General features: G+C 53.8%; 17 protein-coding genes and 1 tRNA gene. 16 read left to right on the top strand and 2 right to left on the bottom strand.

Going from position 1 to position 22,224, the window contains the following annotated elements; all coding sequences use genetic code 11:
* Positions 1–22: 22 nt before the first annotated feature.
* The gene (locus BISA_RS11060) at positions 23–1,507 is read left to right on the top strand and encodes a DHA2 family efflux MFS transporter permease subunit (protein ID WP_081890125.1); all 1,485 of its coding nucleotides are present in this window, start codon (positions 23–25) and stop codon (positions 1,505–1,507) included.
* A 103-nt stretch (positions 1,508–1,610) separates the two neighbouring features.
* Here the strand turns inward: BISA_RS11060 and BISA_RS11055 are convergent, their stop codons facing one another.
* Positions 1,611–2,594 (bottom strand): Gfo/Idh/MocA family protein, encoded by a 984-nt coding sequence (locus BISA_RS11055; RefSeq protein WP_033892000.1) that lies wholly within the window; start codon positions 2,592–2,594, stop codon positions 1,611–1,613.
* A 238-nt stretch (positions 2,595–2,832) separates the two neighbouring features.
* Here BISA_RS11055 and BISA_RS11050 point away from each other — a divergent pair.
* The 5 genes from BISA_RS11050 to xylA all read left to right on the top strand — a co-directional run bounded on the left by BISA_RS11050 (position 2,833) and on the right by xylA (position 7,371).
* Positions 2,833–2,909: transfer RNA gene (locus BISA_RS11050), tRNA-Asp, on the top strand.
* A 298-nt stretch (positions 2,910–3,207) separates the two neighbouring features.
* The gene (locus tag BISA_RS11045) at positions 3,208–4,158 is read left to right on the top strand and encodes an ROK family glucokinase (RefSeq protein ID WP_033891999.1); all 951 of its coding nucleotides are present in this window, start codon (positions 3,208–3,210) and stop codon (positions 4,156–4,158) included.
* A 100-nt stretch (positions 4,159–4,258) separates the two neighbouring features.
* Positions 4,259–4,678, top strand: coding sequence for a peptide deformylase (locus tag BISA_RS11040; protein WP_033891997.1), 420 nt, complete (start codon positions 4,259–4,261; stop codon positions 4,676–4,678).
* A 254-nt stretch (positions 4,679–4,932) separates the two neighbouring features.
* Positions 4,933–5,727, top strand: coding sequence for a hypothetical protein (locus BISA_RS11035; RefSeq protein WP_033892051.1), 795 nt, complete (start codon positions 4,933–4,935; stop codon positions 5,725–5,727).
* 294 nt (positions 5,728–6,021) lie between these two features.
* On the top strand, positions 6,022–7,371 hold the full coding sequence (gene xylA / locus BISA_RS11030; RefSeq protein WP_033891996.1) for a xylose isomerase: 1,350 nt from the start codon (positions 6,022–6,024) through the stop codon (positions 7,369–7,371).
* A 257-nt stretch (positions 7,372–7,628) separates the two neighbouring features.
* On the opposite strand, the gene BISA_RS11025 is transcribed toward xylA, so the two are convergent.
* Entirely contained in the window at positions 7,629–8,672 is a 1,044-nt protein-coding gene (locus BISA_RS11025; protein ID WP_081890124.1) for a LacI family DNA-binding transcriptional regulator, read from the bottom strand.
* Between the two features lie 354 nt (positions 8,673–9,026).
* Here BISA_RS11025 and BISA_RS11020 point away from each other — a divergent pair, with 354 nt between their 5' ends.
* From BISA_RS11020 to BISA_RS10980, 10 genes are all read left to right on the top strand, one after another.
* Positions 9,027–10,301, top strand: coding sequence for an ABC transporter substrate-binding protein (locus BISA_RS11020; RefSeq protein WP_033891995.1), 1,275 nt, complete (start codon positions 9,027–9,029; stop codon positions 10,299–10,301).
* A gap of 85 nt (positions 10,302–10,386) precedes the next feature.
* On the top strand, positions 10,387–11,436 hold the full coding sequence (locus BISA_RS11015; RefSeq protein WP_051917554.1) for a carbohydrate ABC transporter permease: 1,050 nt from the start codon (positions 10,387–10,389) through the stop codon (positions 11,434–11,436).
* A gap of 1 nt (position 11,437) precedes the next feature.
* Positions 11,438–12,319 carry a carbohydrate ABC transporter permease gene (locus BISA_RS11010; RefSeq protein WP_033891994.1) on the top strand — a complete coding sequence of 294 codons (882 nt, stop codon included), beginning with the start codon at positions 11,438–11,440 and terminating at the stop codon, positions 12,317–12,319.
* 137 nt (positions 12,320–12,456) lie between these two features.
* Entirely contained in the window at positions 12,457–14,076 is a 1,620-nt protein-coding gene (locus BISA_RS11005; protein WP_033892048.1) for a glycoside hydrolase family 43 protein, read from the top strand.
* A gap of 71 nt (positions 14,077–14,147) precedes the next feature.
* Positions 14,148–16,118 carry a sialate O-acetylesterase gene (locus BISA_RS11000; RefSeq protein ID WP_237746156.1) on the top strand — a complete coding sequence of 657 codons (1,971 nt, stop codon included), beginning with the start codon at positions 14,148–14,150 and terminating at the stop codon, positions 16,116–16,118.
* A 13-nt stretch (positions 16,119–16,131) separates the two neighbouring features.
* The gene (locus tag BISA_RS10995) at positions 16,132–17,262 is read left to right on the top strand and encodes a family 8 glycosyl hydrolase (protein WP_033891993.1); all 1,131 of its coding nucleotides are present in this window, start codon (positions 16,132–16,134) and stop codon (positions 17,260–17,262) included.
* A gap of 89 nt (positions 17,263–17,351) precedes the next feature.
* Entirely contained in the window at positions 17,352–18,782 is a 1,431-nt protein-coding gene (locus BISA_RS10990) for a carboxylesterase/lipase family protein (protein ID WP_033891992.1), read from the top strand.
* A gap of 6 nt (positions 18,783–18,788) precedes the next feature.
* Complete coding sequence (locus BISA_RS13410) at positions 18,789–19,436, top strand: family 43 glycosylhydrolase (RefSeq protein WP_237746155.1); 648 nt, start codon at positions 18,789–18,791, stop codon at positions 19,434–19,436.
* Positions 19,436–20,140, top strand: a complete 705-nt coding sequence (locus tag BISA_RS13405) for a beta-xylosidase family glycoside hydrolase (RefSeq protein ID WP_237746154.1) — start codon at positions 19,436–19,438, stop codon at positions 20,138–20,140. The genes BISA_RS13410 and BISA_RS13405 overlap by 1 nt, the downstream gene beginning before the upstream one ends.
* 301 nt (positions 20,141–20,441) lie before the next feature.
* Positions 20,442–22,175, top strand: coding sequence for a glycoside hydrolase family 43 protein (locus tag BISA_RS10980; protein ID WP_237746153.1), 1,734 nt, complete (start codon positions 20,442–20,444; stop codon positions 22,173–22,175).
* Positions 22,176–22,224 lie beyond the last annotated feature (49 nt).

The following is a 22,224-nucleotide window of genomic DNA, read 5'->3' as shown; positions in this document are numbered from 1 at the left end:
TTCTGAAGACGAACGGAGTCCTATGAACGAACGTAGTGCGTCTGCTCAATCGGCCGAGCACCTGCCTAATGGTGGTAAGCAGCCGGTGCAGTCAAAGTTGGTTATCGCGGTAGTTTCCTTGGCGATTCTGACTTTTCTGGGCATTCTTTCGGAAACATCGCTGAACATCGCCTACTCCACATTGATGCAGGAGTTCGCAATCGATGCTTCTGTGGTGCAATGGCTCACCACTGGTTATCTCCTACTGCTTTCTGTGGCGATTCCTGCCTCGCCGTTCATGGTGCGCCGCTTCGCCACAAAAACTTTGTTCGTTGCGGCGGTGCTGATTTTCACCGCTGGCACCATACTTGGCGCATTCGCAACGAACTTCCCGCTGCTGCTTGCTGCTCGATTGGTAATGGCATTGGGCACAGGCATCTCACTGCCGCTGATTACCAACATCATTTTGGAGAAGGCGCCGCTCGAACAACGCGGCGCAATGCTCGGCATCGTTAGCCTCGTGACCTGCGCGGCACCGGCTATCGGCCCGGTGTTCGGCGGCATAGTCATGGAGTACCTCAACTGGCACTGGATTTTCTACACGATGCTGCCATTCCTAGTGCTTTCATTCTTGCTGGGCATGGCTACCGTGCCGGAAATCCGCCATGCTGGCGATAAGGAGCAGGCAAGCATCAGTGCGCCATCGATGATTCTGGTAGCACTTGGATTGGCTGGCTTGATTGTGGCCGTCAGCTTCTTCGCGACTTGGCAAGGCGACTGGCGCTTCTGGTTGACGCTGGCGGCAAGTGTAGTGGTACTGTCTGGCTTCGTTATGATGCAGCTGAAGATGAGCAAGCCACTGGTGCAGGTTCGCGTATTCGCCTATTCAGGATTCTCGCTTGGCATGCTGATTCTGCTCATGGCTTCCGGTGGTGTTTTGGGTCTGAATTTCCTGCTGCCGATTTTGCTGCAGCGCGGATTCAGCATGAGCAGTCTTGCAGCAGCGTTGACATTGCTGCCGGGCGCAGTAGTCGGTGCTATTTCAGCACCGCTCATCGGCGGTTCGCTAAAGAATCATTTCCCGCCGAAGTTCATTGTGATTGGATTTACTGTGGTCACGGTAATGGATGCGATTTTTATTGTGCTCACCGGCAATGTGTGGGTGATTGCTGTGGCATACGCGGTTTTCATGGCCTTCTCCGGATTCGTGCTGGTGCCTGACCAGACTCATGCACTGAACCAACTGCCGCGCCAGCTGAACGCCGATGGTTCAGCGGTGATGAACACCGTGCAGCAAATGGCCGGTGCTGTTGGTACGGCTGTGGCCAGTGCGCTGATCACTGAATTTGCTGCAGCCCGAAGCGCGGCAGGGGAGAGTGCGACCGCAGCATATGTGCACGCATTCGCGCAAAGCATGTGGGTTATTGGCGGTATGGCAGTAGTGGGTGTACTGCTCGCGGCGCTGATGTTCCGCTACTCTACGCGCCGTCCGCCTGAATTGACCGAAGTGATGACTGCGAAAGCATAACGCGCATACACAGTGTGCATACCTACAAAGAGGCTCAGCTTCCCGATGATAAACATGGAAGCTGAGCCTTAATCATTTGCCAAGACGGCTTGGTGCAGTGGTTTTACTCCTGCTCTTCTTCCGGATAGGTAAGGCCCCACTGTGCGCGGCGAATCAGGGTCATCATATCCATTACGTCGCGCGTGTAGTTCAAGTGCATGATGCTGCGATCACCGGCGATGGCGGCTTCCATATCCGCCACCTCGTAGGCCAGTGCCTTAGCGGTTTCGCCGGATTCGATGACCTCAGTATGGCCATCCTCCACGTAGGTGATGGTGGCGCGCTCGCCGCGAGGATAGTCATAGATTTCCACGTAACCCTTATCGAAGGAGATGAGGCCGCGCTTAGGCTGCTTGGCGTGGAGCGAGAGAGTGACCGTGGCCATCTGACCATCCGGATTGGTGAGCAGAATGCCGGCCTGTTCATCGACTCCGGTGGGTGCGAGCTTGACTTGGGAAAGAATCTGATTCGGTGTGGAGCTCATGAACCAGCGCACGAAGGAGAGCGCGTAGACGCCGATATCGAGCATGGCACCGCCCGCCAGATTGCGGTTGAAGAAGCGGTTGGCCATGTCGTACTCCTTATAGGAGCCGAAGTTCATCTGAATCAGCTTGAGATCGCCGAGTTTGCCGGAGGCGATGACTTCGTTGAGCTTCTTGTACAGCGGCATGTGGTACAGGGTCATTGCCTCGGCCAGCACCACATTGTTGGCGGCAGCAAGGGCCACGGCCTCATTGAGTTCTTCGCTGTTTAACGTAATGGATTTCTCGCACAGCACATGCTTGCCGGCGCCCAATGCTTTGCGCAGGAAGTTGATGTGGGTGTTGTGCGGAGTGGAAATGTAGATGACGTCCACATCCGGGTCGGCGAACACGTCGTCGATAGTGTCGTACACCTTGCCGATACCGTATTTTTCAGCAAATGCCACGCCCTTCTCATGGGTGCGGTTTGCTACGGAATAGAGTTTTCGGTCTTCGCCCTCCAATGCTTGTTCGAGCTGGTTGGCGATGACACCGCATCCTAGCGTAGCCCAATTGAGTTCACGCATGATCGTCTCCTATGCCTATAACGTTGCCTTACGAGGGTCTGGATTTCAGCATACATTCAGCTTATTTTTCGAGCACGCATTGTGGCATGTCGTTTACCGAGTAGTGCTGAAAGTGCGTTGTGTGATGCGGTGTTATTGCATGTGTTATGAGCTGATGTTGCATACGACACGCCGAAAGTGGACAACTGGGGCGGAGTTCATATAGTATATCCTCTCGTGCTTCATTGAGAAACACAACGGCCCCGTAGCTCAGTTGGTTAGAGCGCCGCCCTGTCACGGCGGAGGTCACCGGTTCAAGTCCGGCCGGGGTCGCCAGCAAAGCTTCCGGCAATCGGAAGCTTTTTTGTTTTTCGTTTGATTGTTATCTATCTCGATATTGTGGTCTGATTCTGCGCTTTAGCCGACACGCCAATAGAACGATTGACGCGATGGAGCTGCGAATGCCAACGTTTGCGCTAACAATCCTTGTTTTGATTGGTTATGGCATGACAACGATTGCTGTGCAAAATATGTTCCGCGGTGAACAAGTTATGTACCTAGTGGTAATTAAGTCATCACGTTTCGTTATCATCTCAAGTATCTCAACTGATATCTCATACTCAAGGAGCGAGTCATGACCACACTTGCCGTGGACATCGGAGGCACCAAGATCGCTGCCGCCGTGTGCGATGAAAACGATAACATCATTCAGCGTTGGCGTGTACCTACGCCGATGGATGCGGATGCCATCAACCAGCACATCGCTGAGGCATATCGTGAAGCTGTTGCTGCCGGTCACACCGACATTCAGGCTATCGGTATCTCCGCTGCTGGCAATGTGAGCGCCGACCGCAAGACCCTGACTTTCTCCGCCAACATTCCGGCTTGGATTGACTACAACCTGTCCGAGCATGTGGGTGCGCTGATCGACCATGCTGTGCCGGTTATCGTGGAAAACGATGCCAACTGTGCCGGTTGGGGCGAATATGTGCACGGTGCTGGCCAGGGCAGCCAGAACATGGTGGCTCTGACCGTGGGCACCGGCCTCGGTGGCGCCATCGTGATTAATGGTCAGCTGTATCGCGGTTCCTTCGGCATGGCTGCTGAAATTGGCCACCTGCCGATGGTCCCGGATGGCGATCACTGCGGTTGCGGTCTGCGTGGCTGCGCCGAGCGCTACACTTCCGGTACCTCCTTGGAGAACTTCGCCAAGTCCGCTGTGCGCCGCCGTCCGCAGGATGCCAAGCGTCTGCTGGAGCTGTGTGGTGGCGATGTGACCAAGCTGGAAGGCCCGATGGTTTCTCAGGCCGCTCAGGAAGGTGACGAACTCGGTCTGTACGCCTTCGGCAAGATTGGCGAATGGCTTGGCCGCACGATGGCTGCCGTTTCCGCTGTGCTCGATCCTGACCTGTTCGTGATTGGCGGCGGTGTTGTGGCTGTGGGCGACATTCTGCTTGAGCCGGCTCGCTACAACTACTCCCGCTTCTTGGAAGGCAGCGCCTACCGTGGTCACGCCAAGATCGTGGCCGCAACCGCTGGCCAGGATGCTGGTCTGATCGGTGCCGCCAACCTGGCCTTGCGCTGATTGCCACTCATCATTGCCTTTTAACGGCTCTGTGCGATACTTTCGCCAGAGCCGTTTTGCTATTCTCTGGTGAAACACTGAAGTGGAGAAAAGGACCGATATGCAACGACCGATTATGACGTCACGTTCATTCCTGCGCATGCCGGGGGAGACTGCCGGGCCTGGCGATGAAACCGTGGTGCAGGATCTTGTTGACACATTGGAAGCCAATCGCTCGCGCTGCGTAGGTATGGCCGCGAACATGATTGGTGTAAACAAGCGCATTATTGCTGTTGTGGATGAGGAGCTTGGCGGACGCATCACGGTGATGATTAATCCGACCATTACCTCTTCGGATGGTGCGTTCGAAACCGAGGAAGGATGTCTTTCCCTAACCGGCGAGCGACACACGATGCGTTACCGCCGCATTGAGGTTGATTTTGAGGACCGCCGATTCCGTGCGCATCATGCCACGTTCACCGGCTGGACTGCGCAAATCATTCAGCATGAAGTCGACCACTGCAACGGCATCATCATCTGATTGCATACATGTGGTGGATAACACGCCGGTTGCCATGTGCATGGGTGCATAACCGCAGTATTTGTCAGTGGATAACATGAGTTATCCACTATTGCGAGATGTGGTTATGCACCGTTTATTATCCCTGGCAGACTGAGCTATCCACTTATCCACTGATTCGTCGATGGTCCTTGCGGGCGCTATGCCAAACCTCTTACAGTGTGCCTCACGGCGGGCGATGAAGCCCGCCGTCCAAACATCGTTGTTTGAAGGGGCTGACACCAATGACTATGACCACTGTTGAAGATTCCGGACTGCCGGTAATGCTGGACACCAAAGATATTGCACAAATATTCAAACGGTGCAATCTGGCTGTGTATGCCGAAGCGCGGCGCAGATTCTATCGTGAAATCAACCTGAATCCTTTCAAACATCAGTCGGAGAGCGTGCTTCGTTTTCTGGAATGGATGTTCTGGGATTGGTTCGCTTATGACTGTGCTGTCAGCGGTGAACTAAGTGGGGATGAGGCTGAAGACATGTGCATAACGTTAGAATCCGACGTGGGCTGCGGCATCTCGCCTTTTCTTGCGATAAGTGAGTTTCTCTATGAAACCGACCCAAGAATCGGCGAACGTGAGATACATGATTTGCGTGATGTGGATGAAACCAACTTTGCGTCAATGTTCTGGATTCATGATTCCAATGCCGCCAAAGGAACAATGAAGCTGGAAGATGTGGTTCACGGTGGATATTACGAGCTGCGTGGCGGTGAGGTTGCTGCCCAATATGACGGTGCTCACGGTGGCCTGATTGTTAACCGTGTCGCACATGTTCGTGGGCATTGGCAGTTTTGTGCGATTCCGGTGTATGAGGCTCACAGACCGGATGCCCCGGAGGTGGGCGAAGCCATAGCTAAGAGTTTTCGTGACACCGGGTATCGCCCAGATTTTCCCGGATTGGTGAGGTTCTTTTACGGGCGCGCAAAAGATACGGGAATGGATTTGGAGGATTTTCAACGCGCTCGCGAGAATGGCACGTTGCAGGCCATTATGGATGGGTTGCGTAATTGATGAGTGAGCCGCATGCGCGCCGATTGTTTTTGGTTGGCTATGTGAGGGGAAACGGTTAGCGCACTGAATGCTGGGAAGGCTCACTGTGATATGGCGGATTATCGAAGGGGATAGTCCGCCATTTTTCTTGCTGTAGTTTCTTTGACGGTAGCTGACCGATGCTTGAAAACCGTTGCAATTACTGGCAACACGCTGTATGCGCACGTATTAATTCAATCATTTGACAAATATAGTTCATTCGTTTTATTATTTATCCCGTAATCCGTTGAACCACTACTGCAAAGGAGCGCCCAAATGGGTCTGTGGGATGTTGACAAGGTTGAGTACGTCGGTCGCGAGAAGGGACCGCAGGAAGGCCTTGCCTTCCATTACTACGATGCCGACAAGGTTGTCGCCGGCAAGAAGATGAAGGACTGGCTGCGCTTCGGCGTCGCTTGGTGGCACACCTTCAACCAGGAGCTGGTTGATCCGTTCGGCACCGGTACTGCTCACCGTCCGTACTACAAGTACGCCGATCCGATGGATCAGGCTCTGGCCAAGGTTGATTACGCTTTCGAACTGTTCCAGAAGCTCGGCGTTGAGTACTTCTGCTTCCACGATCGCGACATCGCCCCTGAAGGCGACACCCTGCGTGAGACCGACGCCAACCTGGACAAGGTTGTCGACAAGATCGAAGAGAACATGAAGGCCACTGGCGTAAAGCTCTTGTGGAACACCTCCTCCCTGTTCACCAACCCGCGCTTCGTCTCCGGCGCTGCAACCTCCCCGTTCGCTGACATTTACGCCTACGCCGGTGGCCAGCTGAAGAAGAGCCTCGAAATCGGCAAGCGCCTCGGTGCTGAGAACTACGTGTTCTGGGGTGGCCGTGAAGGCTACGAGAACCTGTGGAACACCGAGATGAAGCGTGAGACCGACCACATCGCTCAGTTCTTCCACCTGTGCGCTGACTACGCCAAGGAAATCGGCTTTGACGCTCAGTTCCTGATTGAGCCGAAGCCGAAGGAGCCGACCCTGCACCAGTACGACTTCGATGCAGCCACCGCCATCAACTTCCTGCGCGAGCACGATTTGACCGACGTCTTCAAGCTGAACCTCGAAGGCAACCACGCCAACCTGGCCGGCCACACCTACCAGCATGAGATTCGCGTAGCCCGCGAGTCCGGTTTCCTCGGCTCCCTCGACGCCAACCAGGGCGACAAGCTCATCGGTTGGGATATGGATGAGTTCCCGACCGATCTGTACGAGACCGTCGCCGTGATGTGGGAAGTCCTGCAGGCCGGCTCCATCGGCCCGCGTGGTGGTCTGAACTTCGACGCCAAGCCGCGCCGTACCTCCTTCTACGCTGAGGATCTGTTCCGTTCTCACGTTGCCGGTATGGATTCCTACGCCGCAGGCCTGCTGGTCGCCGACAAGATGAACCAGGATGGCTTCATCCAGGATCTCATGGCCGAGCGCTACAGCTCCTACGACTCCGGCATCGGCAAGGACATCGACGAGGGCAACGTGACCCTGGCCGACCTCGAAGCCTACAGCCTCGACAAGCCGCAGTCCGAGCTGATCGCCGCTACCAAGTCCGATCACCTGGAGTCCGTCAAGGCCACCATCAACAACTACATCATCGACGCTCTGTCTGAAGTCAAGTGAGCCGATGACTGACTGATGAATGGATACCGGGGCGCAGGATTCGCTTGGTGAGTCCTGCACCTCGGTATCCATCACCGAATCCATGCTTGTTCTCAGGTGCGCACATGCCTGAGGGCAGTTAACCGCTAACCTTTCCTTTTTCTTTCTTCTCCTTCCACCACAATGCCGCTTGGAGCAATGACGCTCCGGGCGGCATTGTGGTTTTTGAATGTAATTTGGCCGCAAGCTTTCCGAATGGAATCCTGCGGCCAAAAGCACTAGTTATGCTTGCGTATTCGCTGTGTGCTGTCCCTCATCACCAAAGATGTAGGCAGAATCACCCGTTTTTGGATTTGACGACCCTCCGTGGTGTCGATAATCATTCTTGCGGCTGTGGCTGCCATATCCCGCAACGGTTGACGCACGGTGGTTAAGGCTGGCCCCATGTACGCCGCGGTCTGAATGTCATCAAAGCCGATGACGGAAAGATCTTCGGGAATGCGAATCTTCAACTGACGAGCTGCTTCATATACGCCCATGGCTTGCAAATCGCTGCCGGCGAAGATTGCGGTGGGACGATTTTGCTCGTCCTCCAGCAGAGCCATGGCTCCTTCGTAGCCTCCAGGCGTGGTGAAGTCCCCTTCGGTGATGAGTTCGGGGGAGATTGGAATATCACGCTCCGCCAGGGCCGCTGCATAGCCATCCAGTCTGGCTCGGGAACAAAGCATTTCATCCGGACCCGTGATGATGCCTATGCGTTTGTGGCCAAGCTTCAGCAGATGGCGAGTGGCGATGACTCCGCCTATCCAGTTATCTGCCTGTACGGAAAGATCGTCCAATGCCGGGTTGCCGGAAGGATCGAAGACCACAAAAGGAATGCCATGCGATTGGAAAGTGCTTCGTTCCCCATCGGTGAGGTTGGAAAACACAAGAATCGCACCGATGGGATGACGCTCGATAATACCCTCGACCCATGCTGAGTCAGGATGCTGCCGGTCTCCGCTCTCGGCCACCATAACGTTGATGTCATGCTGTTTGGTCTCGTGGATAATGCCACGTAACACTTCCAAGGCCCAGATGGTCTCGAAATCCTGGAACACCACCTCAATGGTGCGCTGCTTGCGCTCGGGGGCTATTCGGCGCACGTAGCCGCTTTCTTTCAGTGCCTTGTCAATGGTTTGGCGAGCGGTTTGGGAGATATCCCCCTTGCCGTTGAGCGCTTTGGAAACCGTGGCCAATGAATATCCAGTCTGCCTGGCGATATCCGAAAGCTTAACTTTCGAACCGTCGCCAACATGTTGTGAGCCGGTTGATGTCATCATTGCCTACCTTACTGAAAATATGATTTCAGTATATTCGAAACTTTCGAAAAGTCAATAGGAAATAAATTCAGTTCTCTATGGCTTTAGAACGTTGATAAATCAAGGATTTTGAGGTGATAGCATCTTTCGATAGCTAAGTTTGACCATTAAACCAAAAGAGCTTTATGATAAAGATATCGAAAATATAAAGCGAGTTTTCGATAAAGTTAAAAAAGATTGCCGGCTGTCGAAGTGACATGGATGCCAAAGAGATAGCGGAGAGATGATATTCATCTTGCATACTACGGTCTTTCGAAAACTTTCGTAAATCGCTGACTGGTATAGAGGCCGGTCATACAGAAAAAGGAGATGACAATGAAGTTCAAGTCCATTGCGGCGGCAACTCTTGCGGTGGCCACTTTGTTTGGTATGAGTGCCTGCGGCAGCAGCAATTCAGCTGATGACAACACCATTGTGTTTTGGCATAACGCCACCTCTGGCGACGGCAAGCAGTATTGGGAAGATTTCGCCAAGGCTTTCGAAAAGAAAAACCCTGGTGTGACCGTCAAGATTGAAACCATTCAGAATGAGGATTTCGAAGGCAAGCTCACTACTGCAATGCAGGATCCATCTTCCGGTCCGGATGTGTACATGGCTCTCGGCGGTGCAAAAACCAAGGATATGGTGGATGCCGGTCAAGCAATGGACCTGACTGACAAGATTTCCAGCAACATTAAGACCCAGATGGCTTCTTCTCTGGGCTCTATCACATACGATGGCAAGATTTATGGTGTTCCGGTCACCGTTCAGCCCGGTGGTATTTGGTATTCCAAGGATTTGTTCGCACAGGCCGGCATTAGCGAAGTGCCTACTACGTTCAGCGAACTTAAGGATGCCGTGCAAAAACTTCGCGCTGCAGGCATTGATCCGATTGCTCTTGGTGGCAAGGATGCATGGCCGGCCGGTCACTGGTATTACTGGCTGTCTCTGCGTGAGTGCTCCACCAAGGCTTACAGCAAGGGTGTAAATGAAAAGGACTTCTCCGACGAGTGCTGGACCCGCGCCGGCAAGGACCTCAAGGAACTGGCTGATATGAACGCCTTCAACGAAGGTTACTTGACCACTACGGCACAGCAGGGTGCAAGCTCTTCGGCTGGTCTTTTGGCCAACCACAAGGCCGCAATGGAACTTATGGGCACATGGGAGCCGGGCGTTCTCAAGGACCTTACCCCGGACAAGAAGCCGATGGCCGACCTTGGCTTCTTCGCTTTCCCATCCGTTGAAGGAGGCAAGGGCGAGGCCGGTGCGCTGATGGGTGCCGCTACTGGTTTCTCTGTGAATCCTGAAGCTCCTCAGGCTGCAATTGATTTCGTCAACTTCATGGGCGATAAGGAATGGCAGGAAAAGTACGCTACTGCATTCTCCACAATCCCTGCTGCTGTCAATGCATACGACGTAGTGACTGACGATAACCTGAAGCAGATTATCGATGCACTGAACAAGTCTGATGACATGCAGCTGTGGATGGACACCGCTCTGGGCGGCAACATCGGCAACGCTCTTAATGCAGGCATCGTGAACATGCTGTCTGGCCAGGGTTCTCCTGCTGACATCGTGACTGCGATGAAGGACGCAGCTGCTAAGGGCTGATCTGATATGAGTGCGGTGTGCGGGGAAGCTTGCTAGAGCTCTCCGCACACCGCGAATCAAATCGAATGTGATGGAGTGAATACAAATGACAAGCGCAAGCGTGCCGGTGGCCAAGGGGAAGTCACCCGTTTCCAGCAAAACTAAGCGCACTAGCAGTGGCAAACTGCAGCGCAATATTGAAATCTTTATCCTGTCTGCACCGGCAATCATCATTTTCTGCTTCTTTGTGATTTTGCCCATCATTCTTGGTGCCTACTACGGTTTCTATAAATGGAAGGGCTATGGCTCCCCGCAGAAAACCGGTCAATTCGTTGGTTTGCAGAACTACATCACTGCGCTGAGTGATCCCAACTTCCAAGCAGCTATTCTGCACACTTTCGAAATTGTTATTGGTTCCCTGGTCATTCAGGCGCCGCTGGCTATCCTGTTCGCGCTTTTGCTCAACCAGAAGTTCAAGGGCCGTGCGCTGATTCGTACCCTTATTTTCGTGCCATACGTGGTTTCCGAAGTCATTGTTGGTACCGGTTGGAGCCTGCTGCTGCAGAAGACCGGTGCGATTAATGAAATTCTCGGCAAATTCGGTATTGCCGGACCTGATTGGCTAGCGGATCCCAAGATTGCCATGTGGACGCTGCTGCTGCTTATCAGCTGGAAGTACATCGGTTTCGCTGTCATCCTCATGTTGGCGGGTATGCAGTCCATCCCGGAAGAGCTGTACGAAGCAGCCCGAGTCGATGGTGCTGGATTCTGGCAGATGCAGAAGAGCATCACCTTGCCGCTGCTGGCGCCAACCCTGCGTATCTGGGTGTTTCTGTCGATGATTGGTTCGCTGCAGCTGTTCGATTTGGTCTACATCGTCTGGGGCAAGTACGTGTCCACTACCGCTGGTGTTTCCACAATGGCTACTTACATGGTTCGAGAAGGCCGCGACGCCGGTAATTATGGCTACGGTTCCGCAGTGGCCTTGATTATCTTCATCATTTCGCTGGTTATTGCTTTGGTCTACCAGCGTCTGGTATTGAACCGTGATTTGGATGGTGCCCTGACCGAGCAGAAACAAGCGAAGAAGCGTGCCGCCAAGCGCGCCAAGGAGTCACAGCGTCGTGCCGTGGCCGTGAATAATGAGGTGAAGTGACATGTCTACTGCAGTTTCCGCAAAGACAAAGTATTCAACAAAGAACGGATACCGTCTGTCTTCCAAGACTCCGTGGGGCAACCCAGCCGTCTACTTCTTCTCCTTGGTCCTGGTGGCGATCTGCGTTACCCCGGTGCTGTACATCATCTTTGGTGGTTTCCGCACCAACTCGCAGATTACCAATCATCCGGCTGGATTGCCGAACCCGTGGGTTATCGACAATTACATCAACGTCGTTACCAGCGATATCTTCTGGGGTGAGCTGGTGAACTCGCTGATCGTCGGTATATCGACGATGATTGGCGTCGTGGTGCTGGGCATTATGGTGAGCTTTGTCATTGCGCGCTATCGCTTCCGTTACGCGCCGCTGATGTATGCACTGTTTTCGGCTGGCTTGATGTTCCCGATGACGGTCGGTATCACGCCACTGTATCTGTTGATTCGCAACTTGGGTCTATCGAACTCCCTTGCCGGCATCATTCTGCCGCAGATCGCCTTCGGATTGCCGCAAACCATTATTATTTTGGTGCCGTTCCTGCAATCCATTCCCATGGAGCTCGAAGAAGCTGCGTTGCTGGATGGTTGCTCTCGCCTTGGCTTCTTTGCCCGCATGGTGATTCCGCTCTCCATGCCTGGCGTAGCCACCACCGGTATTCTGACATTCGTGGGCAGCTGGAACGCCTATATGCTTCCGCTGTTCGTGCTCAGTAGTTCCAGCAAGTACACTCTGCCTCTTGGTGTGCAAGCCTTCAGTTCTGAACACTCCGTTGATACCGCAGCAGTCCTCGCATTCACGTCACTGGCCATGCTGCCGGCATTGATTTGCTTCACGATCTTCCAGAAGAAGATCGTGGGAGGCCTAACCGGCGCGGTCAAGGGCTGAGTGCGGTCCAAGCCGGATCAACCCGTGCTAACCATCCACGTACCGTGGAAGAGGTTAATGATCGGTCCTCTTGAATGCCGATTTCCTCCTCCGCAAGCCTCTTCCACGGTCCCATTCTTTTCACTGAGGAGAAGAACATGCAAATCTCCAATCCTGTGCTTCCCGGCTTCAATGCCGATCCATCGATGATTCGAGTCGGAGACACCTATTACATTGCCAATTCCACGTTCGACTGGTGGCCAGGCGTTCGTCTGCATGAATCCAAGGACATGGTTCACTGGAACCTGCTGCCCGGTCCGCTGAACCGTGTTTCCCAGCTGGACATGAAGGGCAATACCTCAGGCGGCGGCATTTGGGCTCCCGACCTGTCTTATGCAGACGGCAAGTTTTGGCTTATCTACACCGATGTGAAAATCGTGAACGGCGCATTCAAGGATTGCACAAACTATCTGGTCACCGCCGAGGATATTCATGGACCGTGGAGCGAGCCGATTCGTATCAACGGCGTGGGCTTCGATTCCAGTTTGTTCCATGATGATGACGGACGTAAATATCTGATCCAGCAAACATGGGACTTCCGTGAATACCATCATGCGTTTAACGGCATCACACTAACCGAGTTCGATACGAACACCATGCACTTGAAGCCGGAAACCGCTCGTATCATTTGGCAAGGCACGGATGTCAAGCTTGTAGAGGGCCCTCACCTCTATAAAATCAATGGCTGGTATTACCTGTTTTGTGCTGAAGGTGGCACGCAGTACGAACATCAGGAGTCGGTGGCTCGTTCGCGTACCTTGGATGCCCAATCGTTCGAGGCCGACCCGCATAATCCCTTCATTTCCAACTTCGATACGCCGGATACCTACTTGCAGAAGCAAGGCCATGGAGCGTTGGTGGAAACACCGAGTGGCGAGTGGTATTACGCTTCACTGTGCGGCCGCCCGTGGAGACATGAAACCGACCCCGCCCATGGTGTACGTGGCTGGTGCACGCTCGGCCGAGAAACCGCGATTCAAAAGGTCGAATGGGATGAAGACGGCTGGCCATACGTGGTTGGAGGTCACGGCGGACGCCGATATGTGGAAGCCCCAGTTGATGCCATAGAGACCAAAGCCCCGGCTGATCATTCACAGCATGATGAGTTCGAAGCGAATGAACTGGATATCAATTGGAACACGTTGCGTGTGCCATTTACCGAAGCTATGGGTCATGTTGGTGGCGGATCGCTTACCTTGCGGGGGCAGGGATCGCTGTCCAATCTCTTTGAGCTTTCGCTGATTGGTCGCCGCTGGCAGGCGTTCGACTTCGATGCCGAAACCAAGGTTTCGTTCGAGCCGGACAATTACATGCAGATGGCCGGTCTCACGAATTTCTACAACCACCTGTGCTGGTCGTGGGTGTTCGTCACTTGGGATGAACGGCGAGGCAAGCGGGTGATTGAGGTTGCCCAGAACGATTTCGACACGTATACGTCGTTCCTGAAAGACAGGGCCATTGAAGTGCCGGATGAGGCCAAGGCCGTTTGGCTGCGTACCAAAGTTCGTGCCAGCTCCTATACCTATGAGTATTCGTTCGACGGCGAGATTTGGCATGGCATCCCGGTCACGCTTGACGCCGCAGTGCTGTCCGATGATTATGTAGCCAGCCGTTATGGCGGTTTCTTCACCGGTGCGTTCGTTGGTCTGGCGGCTGTGGACTTGGCTGGTTACGGCAAGGAAGCCACCTTCGACCACTTCGATTACCGAGAGCTGTGACCATCCCGTTTGACCGGTTTTCTGCCTATGTGCAGCAAACCGGTCAAATGCATATACGCGAAAGGAGCGCGATGATGCTGCATTTGCCGAAACTGTTGGATAACGGTTGTGTGTTGCAATCCTCCATGCCGGTCACTATCTGGGGGTGGGGAACGTCCGGTGAAACCGTATCCGTTACATTGCAGGGGCAGACGGTTACGGCGACGGTATCCGTAGATGGATCATGGTCGGTGAAATTGCAGCCGTTGACGGCTGGAGGCCCCTATGCGCTTCAACTCGAAACATCTACCGGCGAGCTCCTGAAGCGTGAGGTGTATGTCGGGGAGGTCTACTTGTGTGCGGGGCAATCCAATATGGAATTGCCTATGGAATGGATTCGGGCCGAATACCCAAGTGAATTCACGCGCACGCCGGACCCGCTGCTCAGACAATACAAGGTGATGCCTCACTATGATTTTGCGGGTCCTCGATCGGATCATGAGCAGGCGGCATGGTCCTCATGTGATGAACAGGGCCTGCCCGGGTTCTCCGCCATCGGATATTTCTTCGGCCGTATGCTACGTGAACATTTTGGTGTACCGGTGGGGTTGCTGAATGTGTCGCTGGGTGGTTCACCGATAGAATCATGGATGAACGCGAAGTCGCTAGAGGATTTCCCCGAGGTATTGCAGACCGTGCAGCCGTACCTGGGAAACGGCATCGCTGAGGCTCGCAGTAAGAGCAGCATCGAGGCTCGCGATCGATGGTATCGGAGCCTTGGCTATGATCGGGCTCCAACGACTGGCAGCTGGCTGCCACTAGGCCAATGGGACTGGCATCATGAGAAAACGGAGCCCGATGATGCGGAAACCCGAGAATGGCATTCCATTACGTTGCCTAATTTCTTTGCGAATCAAGGGCTGAGTGGATTCCGAGGAGAACTTGAATTTCGCAAGACGGTATATCTGCCATCGTCGGCTGCCGGCAAACCGGCATTCTTGCGTTTAGGTACCATGGCCGATGCCGAACACACGTGGATTAATGGTCATGTATTAGGCGGCAGGACGAACCAATATGAGCCACGTGACTATGAGATTCCGGAAGGTGTGCTCAACGCTGGGCGTAATGAACTGCGTATCCGTCTTGTATGCGAACACGATGTCGGCCGCGTGACTCCCGGCAAAACCATGGCCATAATCAACGGTGATGATGTGTGTGATGTGAGCGGCGCATGGCGTTATGCCGTAGTGGGCGAAGCCAATCAGGATTGCCCATGGGAGGATTTCGTCCGGTGGAAACCAATGGGACTATACAATGCCATGCTTGCTCCCTGCATACCATATCGTGTTCGTGCGGTGCTGTGGTATCAAGGAGAGTCGAATACCGGCGATTTCGCGCCGCTGTATCAGCGCATGCTTACATCCATGATTGAGCTGTGGCGGCGAGATTGGAATCAGAACCGGTTGCCGTTCCTGATTGTTCAGCTACCGAATTTCTCTATTGACTGTATCGAGGATGGCGGTTGGCCTACAGTGCGCGATGCACAATGGCAGGTTGGCGAAACAGTGCCCGACACCGCAACGATAGTCGCTCTCGACGCCGGTGATTGGAATGATCTGCATCCAGCACACAAAAAGCCGATAGCACAGCGATTGTTCCAAGCTGCTCAGCAGTTGGTGTATGGGGAATCTTCCATGGTTCGTCAGCCGATGATGACGAGAGCTCAGGTAAAGGATGGAGCGGTGATTCTTACCTTTGACGATGAGCCGATTGCCGATTACCTGCACGCCGCAGCAGCGCGGAAATCACCCAGCCGGCTGGATACCGTAGACGGGCGGGAGCCGGGTGAATTTACCTTCTTCTGGAGCGACGGGAGCCAAGCACCTGCGAAAGCGGTAATCGCCGGTAGCCAGGTAACGATTCAACTGCCGGCTCGAACGCCTACTGAGTTGCGTTATGCGTGGCGCAACAATCCTGATATTGGGTTGCTGTGCAACGAAAGCGGCACGTTGGTTACACCATTACGCGTACGTCTGCACACTACTTCTTGCATAACACGATAAGGAGCCCATCACGATGACGAATACGAGCAATTCATTATTTGCCGAATGCGGTTACGCTCAACCCGAGATCGATGCGCGAGTTGCGCAGGTCTGGCATGAGATTTTCGAAGGGCCCAACAAATTCTATTGGCAGACCGAAGATGGTCTGGGCTATGTTATGGATACCGGCAATAACGATGTACGGACCGAGGGCATGAGCTATGCGATGATGCTCGCTGTGCAATATGACAGGCAGGATGTATTCGACCGACTGTGGGGTTGGGTCATGACATACATGTACATGCCTGAAGGCCATCATGCGCATTATTTCTCCTGGTCGGTGCGACCTGACGGCTCCGAGCGTGCGGATGGTCCGGCTCCGGATGGCGAGGAATACTTTGCGATGGATTTATTCCTGGCTGACCGTCGATGGGGAAGCGGGGAAGGCATCTATGATTATGCGTCCCGCGCTCGCGAACTGCTGCACTATTGCGTGCATAAGGGCCGCGATGAGGCAGGCGAGCCAATGTGGAACGCTGATAATAAACTCATTAAGTTCATTCCTGAAACGGAATGGAGTGATCCTTCCTACCATTTGCCGCATTTTTATGAGGTATTCTCTTTGTGCGCCGATGAACAGGATCACGTATTCTGGCGTGAAGCCGCGGCTGCAAGCCGGTCATATTTGGAAACCGCTTGTAATGCCGATACCGGAATGAACGGCGAATATGCCTTATATGATGGCACACCCCACACCGAAGAACGTTTTGGACGACATGACTGGTTCTATTCCGATGCCTATCGGACTGCCGGCAATATTGGATTGGATGTCAGCTGGAATGGAGCGACCGACTCGGTGTTGTGCGACCGCGTTGCGGCGTTGCAGCGATTCTTCCTGACCCATGATCGTACCAGCGTGTACGAGGTGGATGGAACCGCGGTAGACGAGACGGTGCTGCATCCAGTGGGATTCCTGGCCGCCACCGCTGAAGGGTCACTGGCCTCATGGCACTCGTCCCTGCCCGATGCCCGTCACAATGCGCGCGTATGGGTTCACCTGCTGTGGAATACGCCAATGCGTGTAGGCTCTCGACGCTACTACGACAATTTCCTGTACGCATTCGCCATGCTCGCTTTGAGCGGTAACTACCGATACCAATGGTGATTGGGTTCATGAACGGTGTTGCATACCGGTTCCTTCGGTAAGGAAGATGCCAGTCTGGCGAGCGGATAACCAACAAGGAGGTTTGGGCGATGGTATTGAGGCGAGTGCGCACACGATACGGAGAAGTCGAAGGTATAGCCGCCGAAGACCCGTGTATCACGGTGTTTCGAGGTGTGCCCTTCGCCCAGCCTCCGGTAGGAAATCTGCGTTGGAGGCCGCCGCGGCACGTCGAACCTTGGGACGGTCTACTCCAGGCTCATGATTTCGGCTCAAGTGCTATGCAGCCGCAGTGGAATGCCCATGATTTTTACGGCAGGGAATGGCAAATGGATCCCGAATCGCCGCGCAGCGAAGACTGCCTGTATCTCAATATTTGGACTCCCGCGTTGCGTGGGAGTGGAGAGGCTCGGTGCGATAGTCGTGTTGATGCAAACGGAGGTCTCCCCGTCATGGTGTGGATTCACGGTGGCGCTTATCAATGCGGTTCCACGGCAGAAAAGGAATTCGATGGTAGCGCGCTTGCGCGTCTTGGCGTAGTGGTGGTCAGCATCGCATATCGACTCAATGTGTTTGGATTCTTTGCCCATTCGGATTTGTCTCAACAATCATCGATGACAGCTATGGAACCATGCGCGAACTTCGGTTTGTTGGACCAGCGTGCTGCCATGATATGGGTGCGGGACAATATTGCAGCGTTTGGCGGCAATGCGGATTCCATTACGTTGTTTGGTCAATCGGCGGGCGCTGCTAGCGTGCTTTCGCAAATCTGTTCGCCAATGAATAATGGTGTATTCCATCGTGCCATTATGCAATCCGGAGCCGGGCTGGGCATGTTCAATGCGCATGTGCGTTCACTGGCACAAGCTCAGCGCAACGGATCCCGGTTCTTAGCATTCATAGGAGCTGAATCGGTGGAAGACGCACGCTGTATACCCGCGGATGAACTGTTGGATGCTGCAGAACGATTCCCCGCCCCGGACGGTGCTGCTACTGTACCTGGTGGATGGTCGATGCCAGCCAATTGGGTGCCCTGCATAGATGGGCGATTCCTGAATGACCAATATGGTGCAACCATTGCGAATCGAAAGCAGCAGGCTGTAGAGATACTCGTTGGCAATACCACAGGCGAGTTCATGGAGACAAGCTCTGATGGGACTCGTGTTGCAGTTGGCGAGCAAGGCAACCTTGAACTGCTACATACGTGGGTGAAATCAGGTGCCGGCCACCCTTACTATTACCGGTTCGATGTGGATATGCCCGGAGACAATGCAGGAGCCTTCCACTCTTCGGAATTATGGTTCACTTTCAACAATCTTGGCGTTTGCTGGCGACCATTTAGCGGGTGGCATTACGAACTTGGTGATGCGCTGAGCCGATATTGGACACACTTTGCCGCAACAGGGAACCCGAACGGAACAGACGGTCGAGGCAATCCCCTGCCTATCTGGGATTGTTTCGAACCGTACACCAATGCCGCGATGCACTTTGGTGAACATACGTATATGCAGCGGAACTGGTGATGCTTCATGAGCAGTAGCGAACATATGAGGATGACGATAGGACATAATCCGGTTATCCACAGCGATTTTCCTGATCCGGATATCATCCGGGTGGGGGAAACCTATTACATGGCATCCACCACGATGTTCCTCATGCCTGGTTGCGACGTGCTGAAGTCGTATGATTTGGTGCACTGGGAACTACTTGCGCACGCCTACGACGAGCTTGATGATACGCCTGCCCAACGGTTGGAGGAGGAGGGGCGTAATGCTTACGGCTGCGGCATGTGGGCGCCGTCATTGCGGTATCACGATGGAATTTTTTCTATTGTGTTCACCGCGAACGATACGAAGAAGACGTATGTGCTTGAAGCCCGTGACCCAGCAGGGCCGTGGAAAAAACGTACCATCGAAGGCTTCTACCACGATAACAGCGTACTGTACGATGATGATGGGCGCGTATACATGGTGTACGGCAATATGCAGCTTCATTTAACTGAACTGGAACCGGATCTGAGCCGCCCGAAAAGCGGAGGCTCAATCGGATTATCGCCGAAGATGATCCTGAAGCCGACCTTGGATTCGAAGGCAGCCATATTTATAGACATGAAGGCCGTTACTATGTGTGGACTTGCCATTACCGAAAAGGGCATCGCAAAACTGAAGTTTGTCTGATGGCAGAGGCCTTGGACGCGTCTTTTGAAGCTCGTGAAATTCTCGATGACGATTTGGGTTACCATGATTTGGGCGATGCCCAAGGAGGCATGGTCGATACACCTGATGGCCGATGGTATGCCTTCATGATGCATGATCGCGGCGCATTGGGGCGCGTACCCACCATTATGCCAATGCGCTTCGGCGAAGACGGATTTCCCGTATTGGGTGATGATGGCGTAGTGTCGATTGATATCAGTGTGCCAACAAAACATGCCGATTATCATTACGAGCAACTGAATGGAAGCGATGATTTTCGGTGTCGGCCTGGCAGCGATGGTGAAGTATCCCTTCGCATGATTAAACCGTTCTGGCAGTTCAATCATCAGCCGCATCATGAAGCGTGGTCACTGGCTGAACGCCCTGGTTCTCTGGTGCTCCATGGGCACCGTGTGGTTCCTAATCTCAATTACGCATGGAATACGCTGACGCAACGTACGGTTGGACCTCGCTGCATGGCCGAGGTTACAGTCGATGCATCGGCGTTGCAACCCGGCGACTTTGCCGGTCTTGCAGCCATACAAGGCTATTACCGATTTATTGCAATAAGCAATAATGGGAATGGTTGTACCGTCAGCGTGCAGGGTAAGCCGCGTATTAGCGACTCGATATGGGGAGATGGAGACTATGACAGTCCGGCTGTGGAATATGCATCTACCAACTGAGCGGGTCAAGAGTGAGGTTGCGTGCCATCTATGACTTTACCGACAAAAAGGACTTGGTGGCATTTGCATACCTGGACCCTGACGCCCAACAGCCATGTTGGAGCAGATTGGGAGACGCGCATGAGCTGCATTACACGTTGGATTATTTTATCGGATGCCGAATAGGGCTCTTTTTGCTGCCCACTATGAAGTGCGGAGGTGCAGCGGCCTTTCATGATTTTCGTTTCTTCGATGCCGAAGAAACCCCTGAACTGGAACAAGCCTGATTATTCATCGCAATGACGAGAGAAAGCATGAACAAATGAACAATACGAACAATGGAGCAGTGGATATGGTTGCTCACACGCATGTGGTAGCGAATCCGGTAATGCGAGGCATGTATCCGGATCCATCGTGGATGTGGGATAAGACGCGAGATGAGATTGTGTTGGTCAATTCATCATTCGAGTTAATACCCGGTCTGCCGATTCATGTGACGCGTGACCTTGTCTCATGGAAGCATGTGGGTGATGCCGTGAATGCAGCAATGGCAAAACGTCTGCTTATCGAAGGCGTCGAAGACTCGGGCGGTCTCTATGCTCCGACCATTCGCCGTATTCACGGGCAGTATGTCATCGTATGCACGGTGGCTCGCGTGAACGAGGAACGTGCGCTCGCCTGCGGTTGCTCGCCGGAGGATGTCGAAGGTTGCCGGGCGTCCCAAGGCAATTTCGTGATTACTGCACCATCATTGGAAGGTCCGTGGCATGGGCCGTATTGGATTGCTGGTGCGGAAGGCATCGATCCGGATATTTTCGAAGATTCGGATGGCGCGGTTTGGTGGACCCAGACTCGCCCGGCGTTGAAACCACAATGGGAGGGGCAGACCGAGGTATGGACTCAGCCCATTGACCCATCCGACTGGACCTTGCAGGATCATAAGACCGTGATTTGGCGTGGATATGGCGTCAATGCGGTTTGGGCTGAAGGGCCTCACCTCTACCGCGTAGGGGATTGGGTGTATTTGATGACCGCTGAAGGCGGCACCAGTTTCGAGCACAGTGAGATGATGATGCGTACGCATGCTCCGCAGGGGTTTGCTGCTGCGCTCGCCGTTTTTGAGCGGAACATCGCAGCGCGTGACGTGTGGATTGAGCCAGCGCGCGAAGGCGAACATAGTGTTGTGGGGCAGTATGACCGTCTGTTTGAAGCATGCAAGAAGAACCCGGTGCTGACGCATCGCCATCTCGGCAATAGCGAACTCATTCAATGTGTGGGTCATGCCGATCTGTTGTGCCATCCACAAGCCGGTTGGCTGCTCACGTGCCTGGGCGTGCGGGAGGTTCCCGGCGATGAGCCTGGCGAATTGTTCAGTTACCTGGGCCGTGAAACATTCATTGCACCGGTTGTTTGGGAGCGCAATCCTGTTTCCTGGAAGCTGGAAGGTGAAGATCCCATCAAGCAGGACAATGACAATGACCCCGGCTGGCCGGTTGTTGCTCCTGGTTTAGGTCGTTTGCCGCAGGCGCTTGACATCATCGCGGATGATAATGGTGAACTACGCTTGGTGGAAATCGCTGAACATACGGAAATGAATGCTGAGCCCGAAGTGATTCGTTATGACGATAACCGTTTGATAGGTGTGCGTGGACGTGACGGATATCGATTCATACGTGTCGATGAACCTGACTATACAGTACTGGCTGCTCCGTCTTATGCGCTAATGCTGCATCAGGATTCAACGCATGCCGTTACGCTGCGAGTGGAGGATCGCCGAGTCAACGTTGAAATCACCGATCGTAGCGAGACAGCACATTTAGAGTTGGGGGTTGTTGCGCCAGATGAATGGCTGGGTGTGCATCTATTTGATAATAGAATGCAATTCCTCGCTATGCGGCATGCTGCAGGAGCGGATGGATTCAGTGATGATGCAGTGCTGATTGTGCATGGTGATTCAACGCAAGCTCGGGTGTTGGGGGAGTACGATGCCCGATTCCTGAGCACGGAATGGGCTGGTGGCTTCGTGGGATGCCTGGCTGGTGTGGAATGCCAGTGATAGCGGGTGCCTGTCTTACAATATCGTTCAACCATTGAACAAATATAAG

This window comes from Bifidobacterium saguini DSM 23967 (assembly GCF_000741715.1).
GTDB classification, from domain to species: Bacteria; Actinomycetota; Actinomycetes; order Actinomycetales; family Bifidobacteriaceae; genus Bifidobacterium; species Bifidobacterium saguini.
Note: the sequence above shows the minus strand (reverse complement) of the source record. Positions and strands in the feature narration are given on the sequence as shown.

Excerpts from the sequence above, each read along its gene's own strand:
- BISA_RS11060 (WP_081890125.1), top strand. The coding sequence starts at position 23 with ATGAACGAACGTAGTGCGTCTGCTCAATCGGCCGAGCACCTGCCTAAT.
- BISA_RS11055 (WP_033892000.1), bottom strand. The coding sequence starts at position 2,594 with ATGCGTGAACTCAATTGGGCTACGCTAGGATGCGGTGTCATCGCCAAC.
- BISA_RS11045 (WP_033891999.1), top strand. The coding sequence starts at position 3,208 with ATGACCACACTTGCCGTGGACATCGGAGGCACCAAGATCGCTGCCGCC.
- BISA_RS11040 (WP_033891997.1), top strand. The coding sequence starts at position 4,259 with ATGCAACGACCGATTATGACGTCACGTTCATTCCTGCGCATGCCGGGG.
- xylA (WP_033891996.1), top strand. The coding sequence starts at position 6,022 with ATGGGTCTGTGGGATGTTGACAAGGTTGAGTACGTCGGTCGCGAGAAG.
- BISA_RS11025 (WP_081890124.1), bottom strand. The coding sequence starts at position 8,672 with ATGATGACATCAACCGGCTCACAACATGTTGGCGACGGTTCGAAAGTT.
- BISA_RS11020 (WP_033891995.1), top strand. The coding sequence starts at position 9,027 with ATGAAGTTCAAGTCCATTGCGGCGGCAACTCTTGCGGTGGCCACTTTG.
- BISA_RS11015 (WP_051917554.1), top strand. The coding sequence starts at position 10,387 with ATGACAAGCGCAAGCGTGCCGGTGGCCAAGGGGAAGTCACCCGTTTCC.
- BISA_RS11010 (WP_033891994.1), top strand. The coding sequence starts at position 11,438 with ATGTCTACTGCAGTTTCCGCAAAGACAAAGTATTCAACAAAGAACGGA.
- BISA_RS11005 (WP_033892048.1), top strand. The coding sequence starts at position 12,457 with ATGCAAATCTCCAATCCTGTGCTTCCCGGCTTCAATGCCGATCCATCG.
- BISA_RS11000 (WP_237746156.1), top strand. The coding sequence starts at position 14,148 with ATGATGCTGCATTTGCCGAAACTGTTGGATAACGGTTGTGTGTTGCAA.
- BISA_RS10995 (WP_033891993.1), top strand. The coding sequence starts at position 16,132 with ATGACGAATACGAGCAATTCATTATTTGCCGAATGCGGTTACGCTCAA.
- BISA_RS10990 (WP_033891992.1), top strand. The coding sequence starts at position 17,352 with ATGGTATTGAGGCGAGTGCGCACACGATACGGAGAAGTCGAAGGTATA.
- BISA_RS13410 (WP_237746155.1), top strand. The coding sequence starts at position 18,789 with ATGAGCAGTAGCGAACATATGAGGATGACGATAGGACATAATCCGGTT.
- BISA_RS13405 (WP_237746154.1), top strand. The coding sequence starts at position 19,436 with ATGGCAGAGGCCTTGGACGCGTCTTTTGAAGCTCGTGAAATTCTCGAT.
- BISA_RS10980 (WP_237746153.1), top strand. The coding sequence starts at position 20,442 with ATGAACAATACGAACAATGGAGCAGTGGATATGGTTGCTCACACGCAT.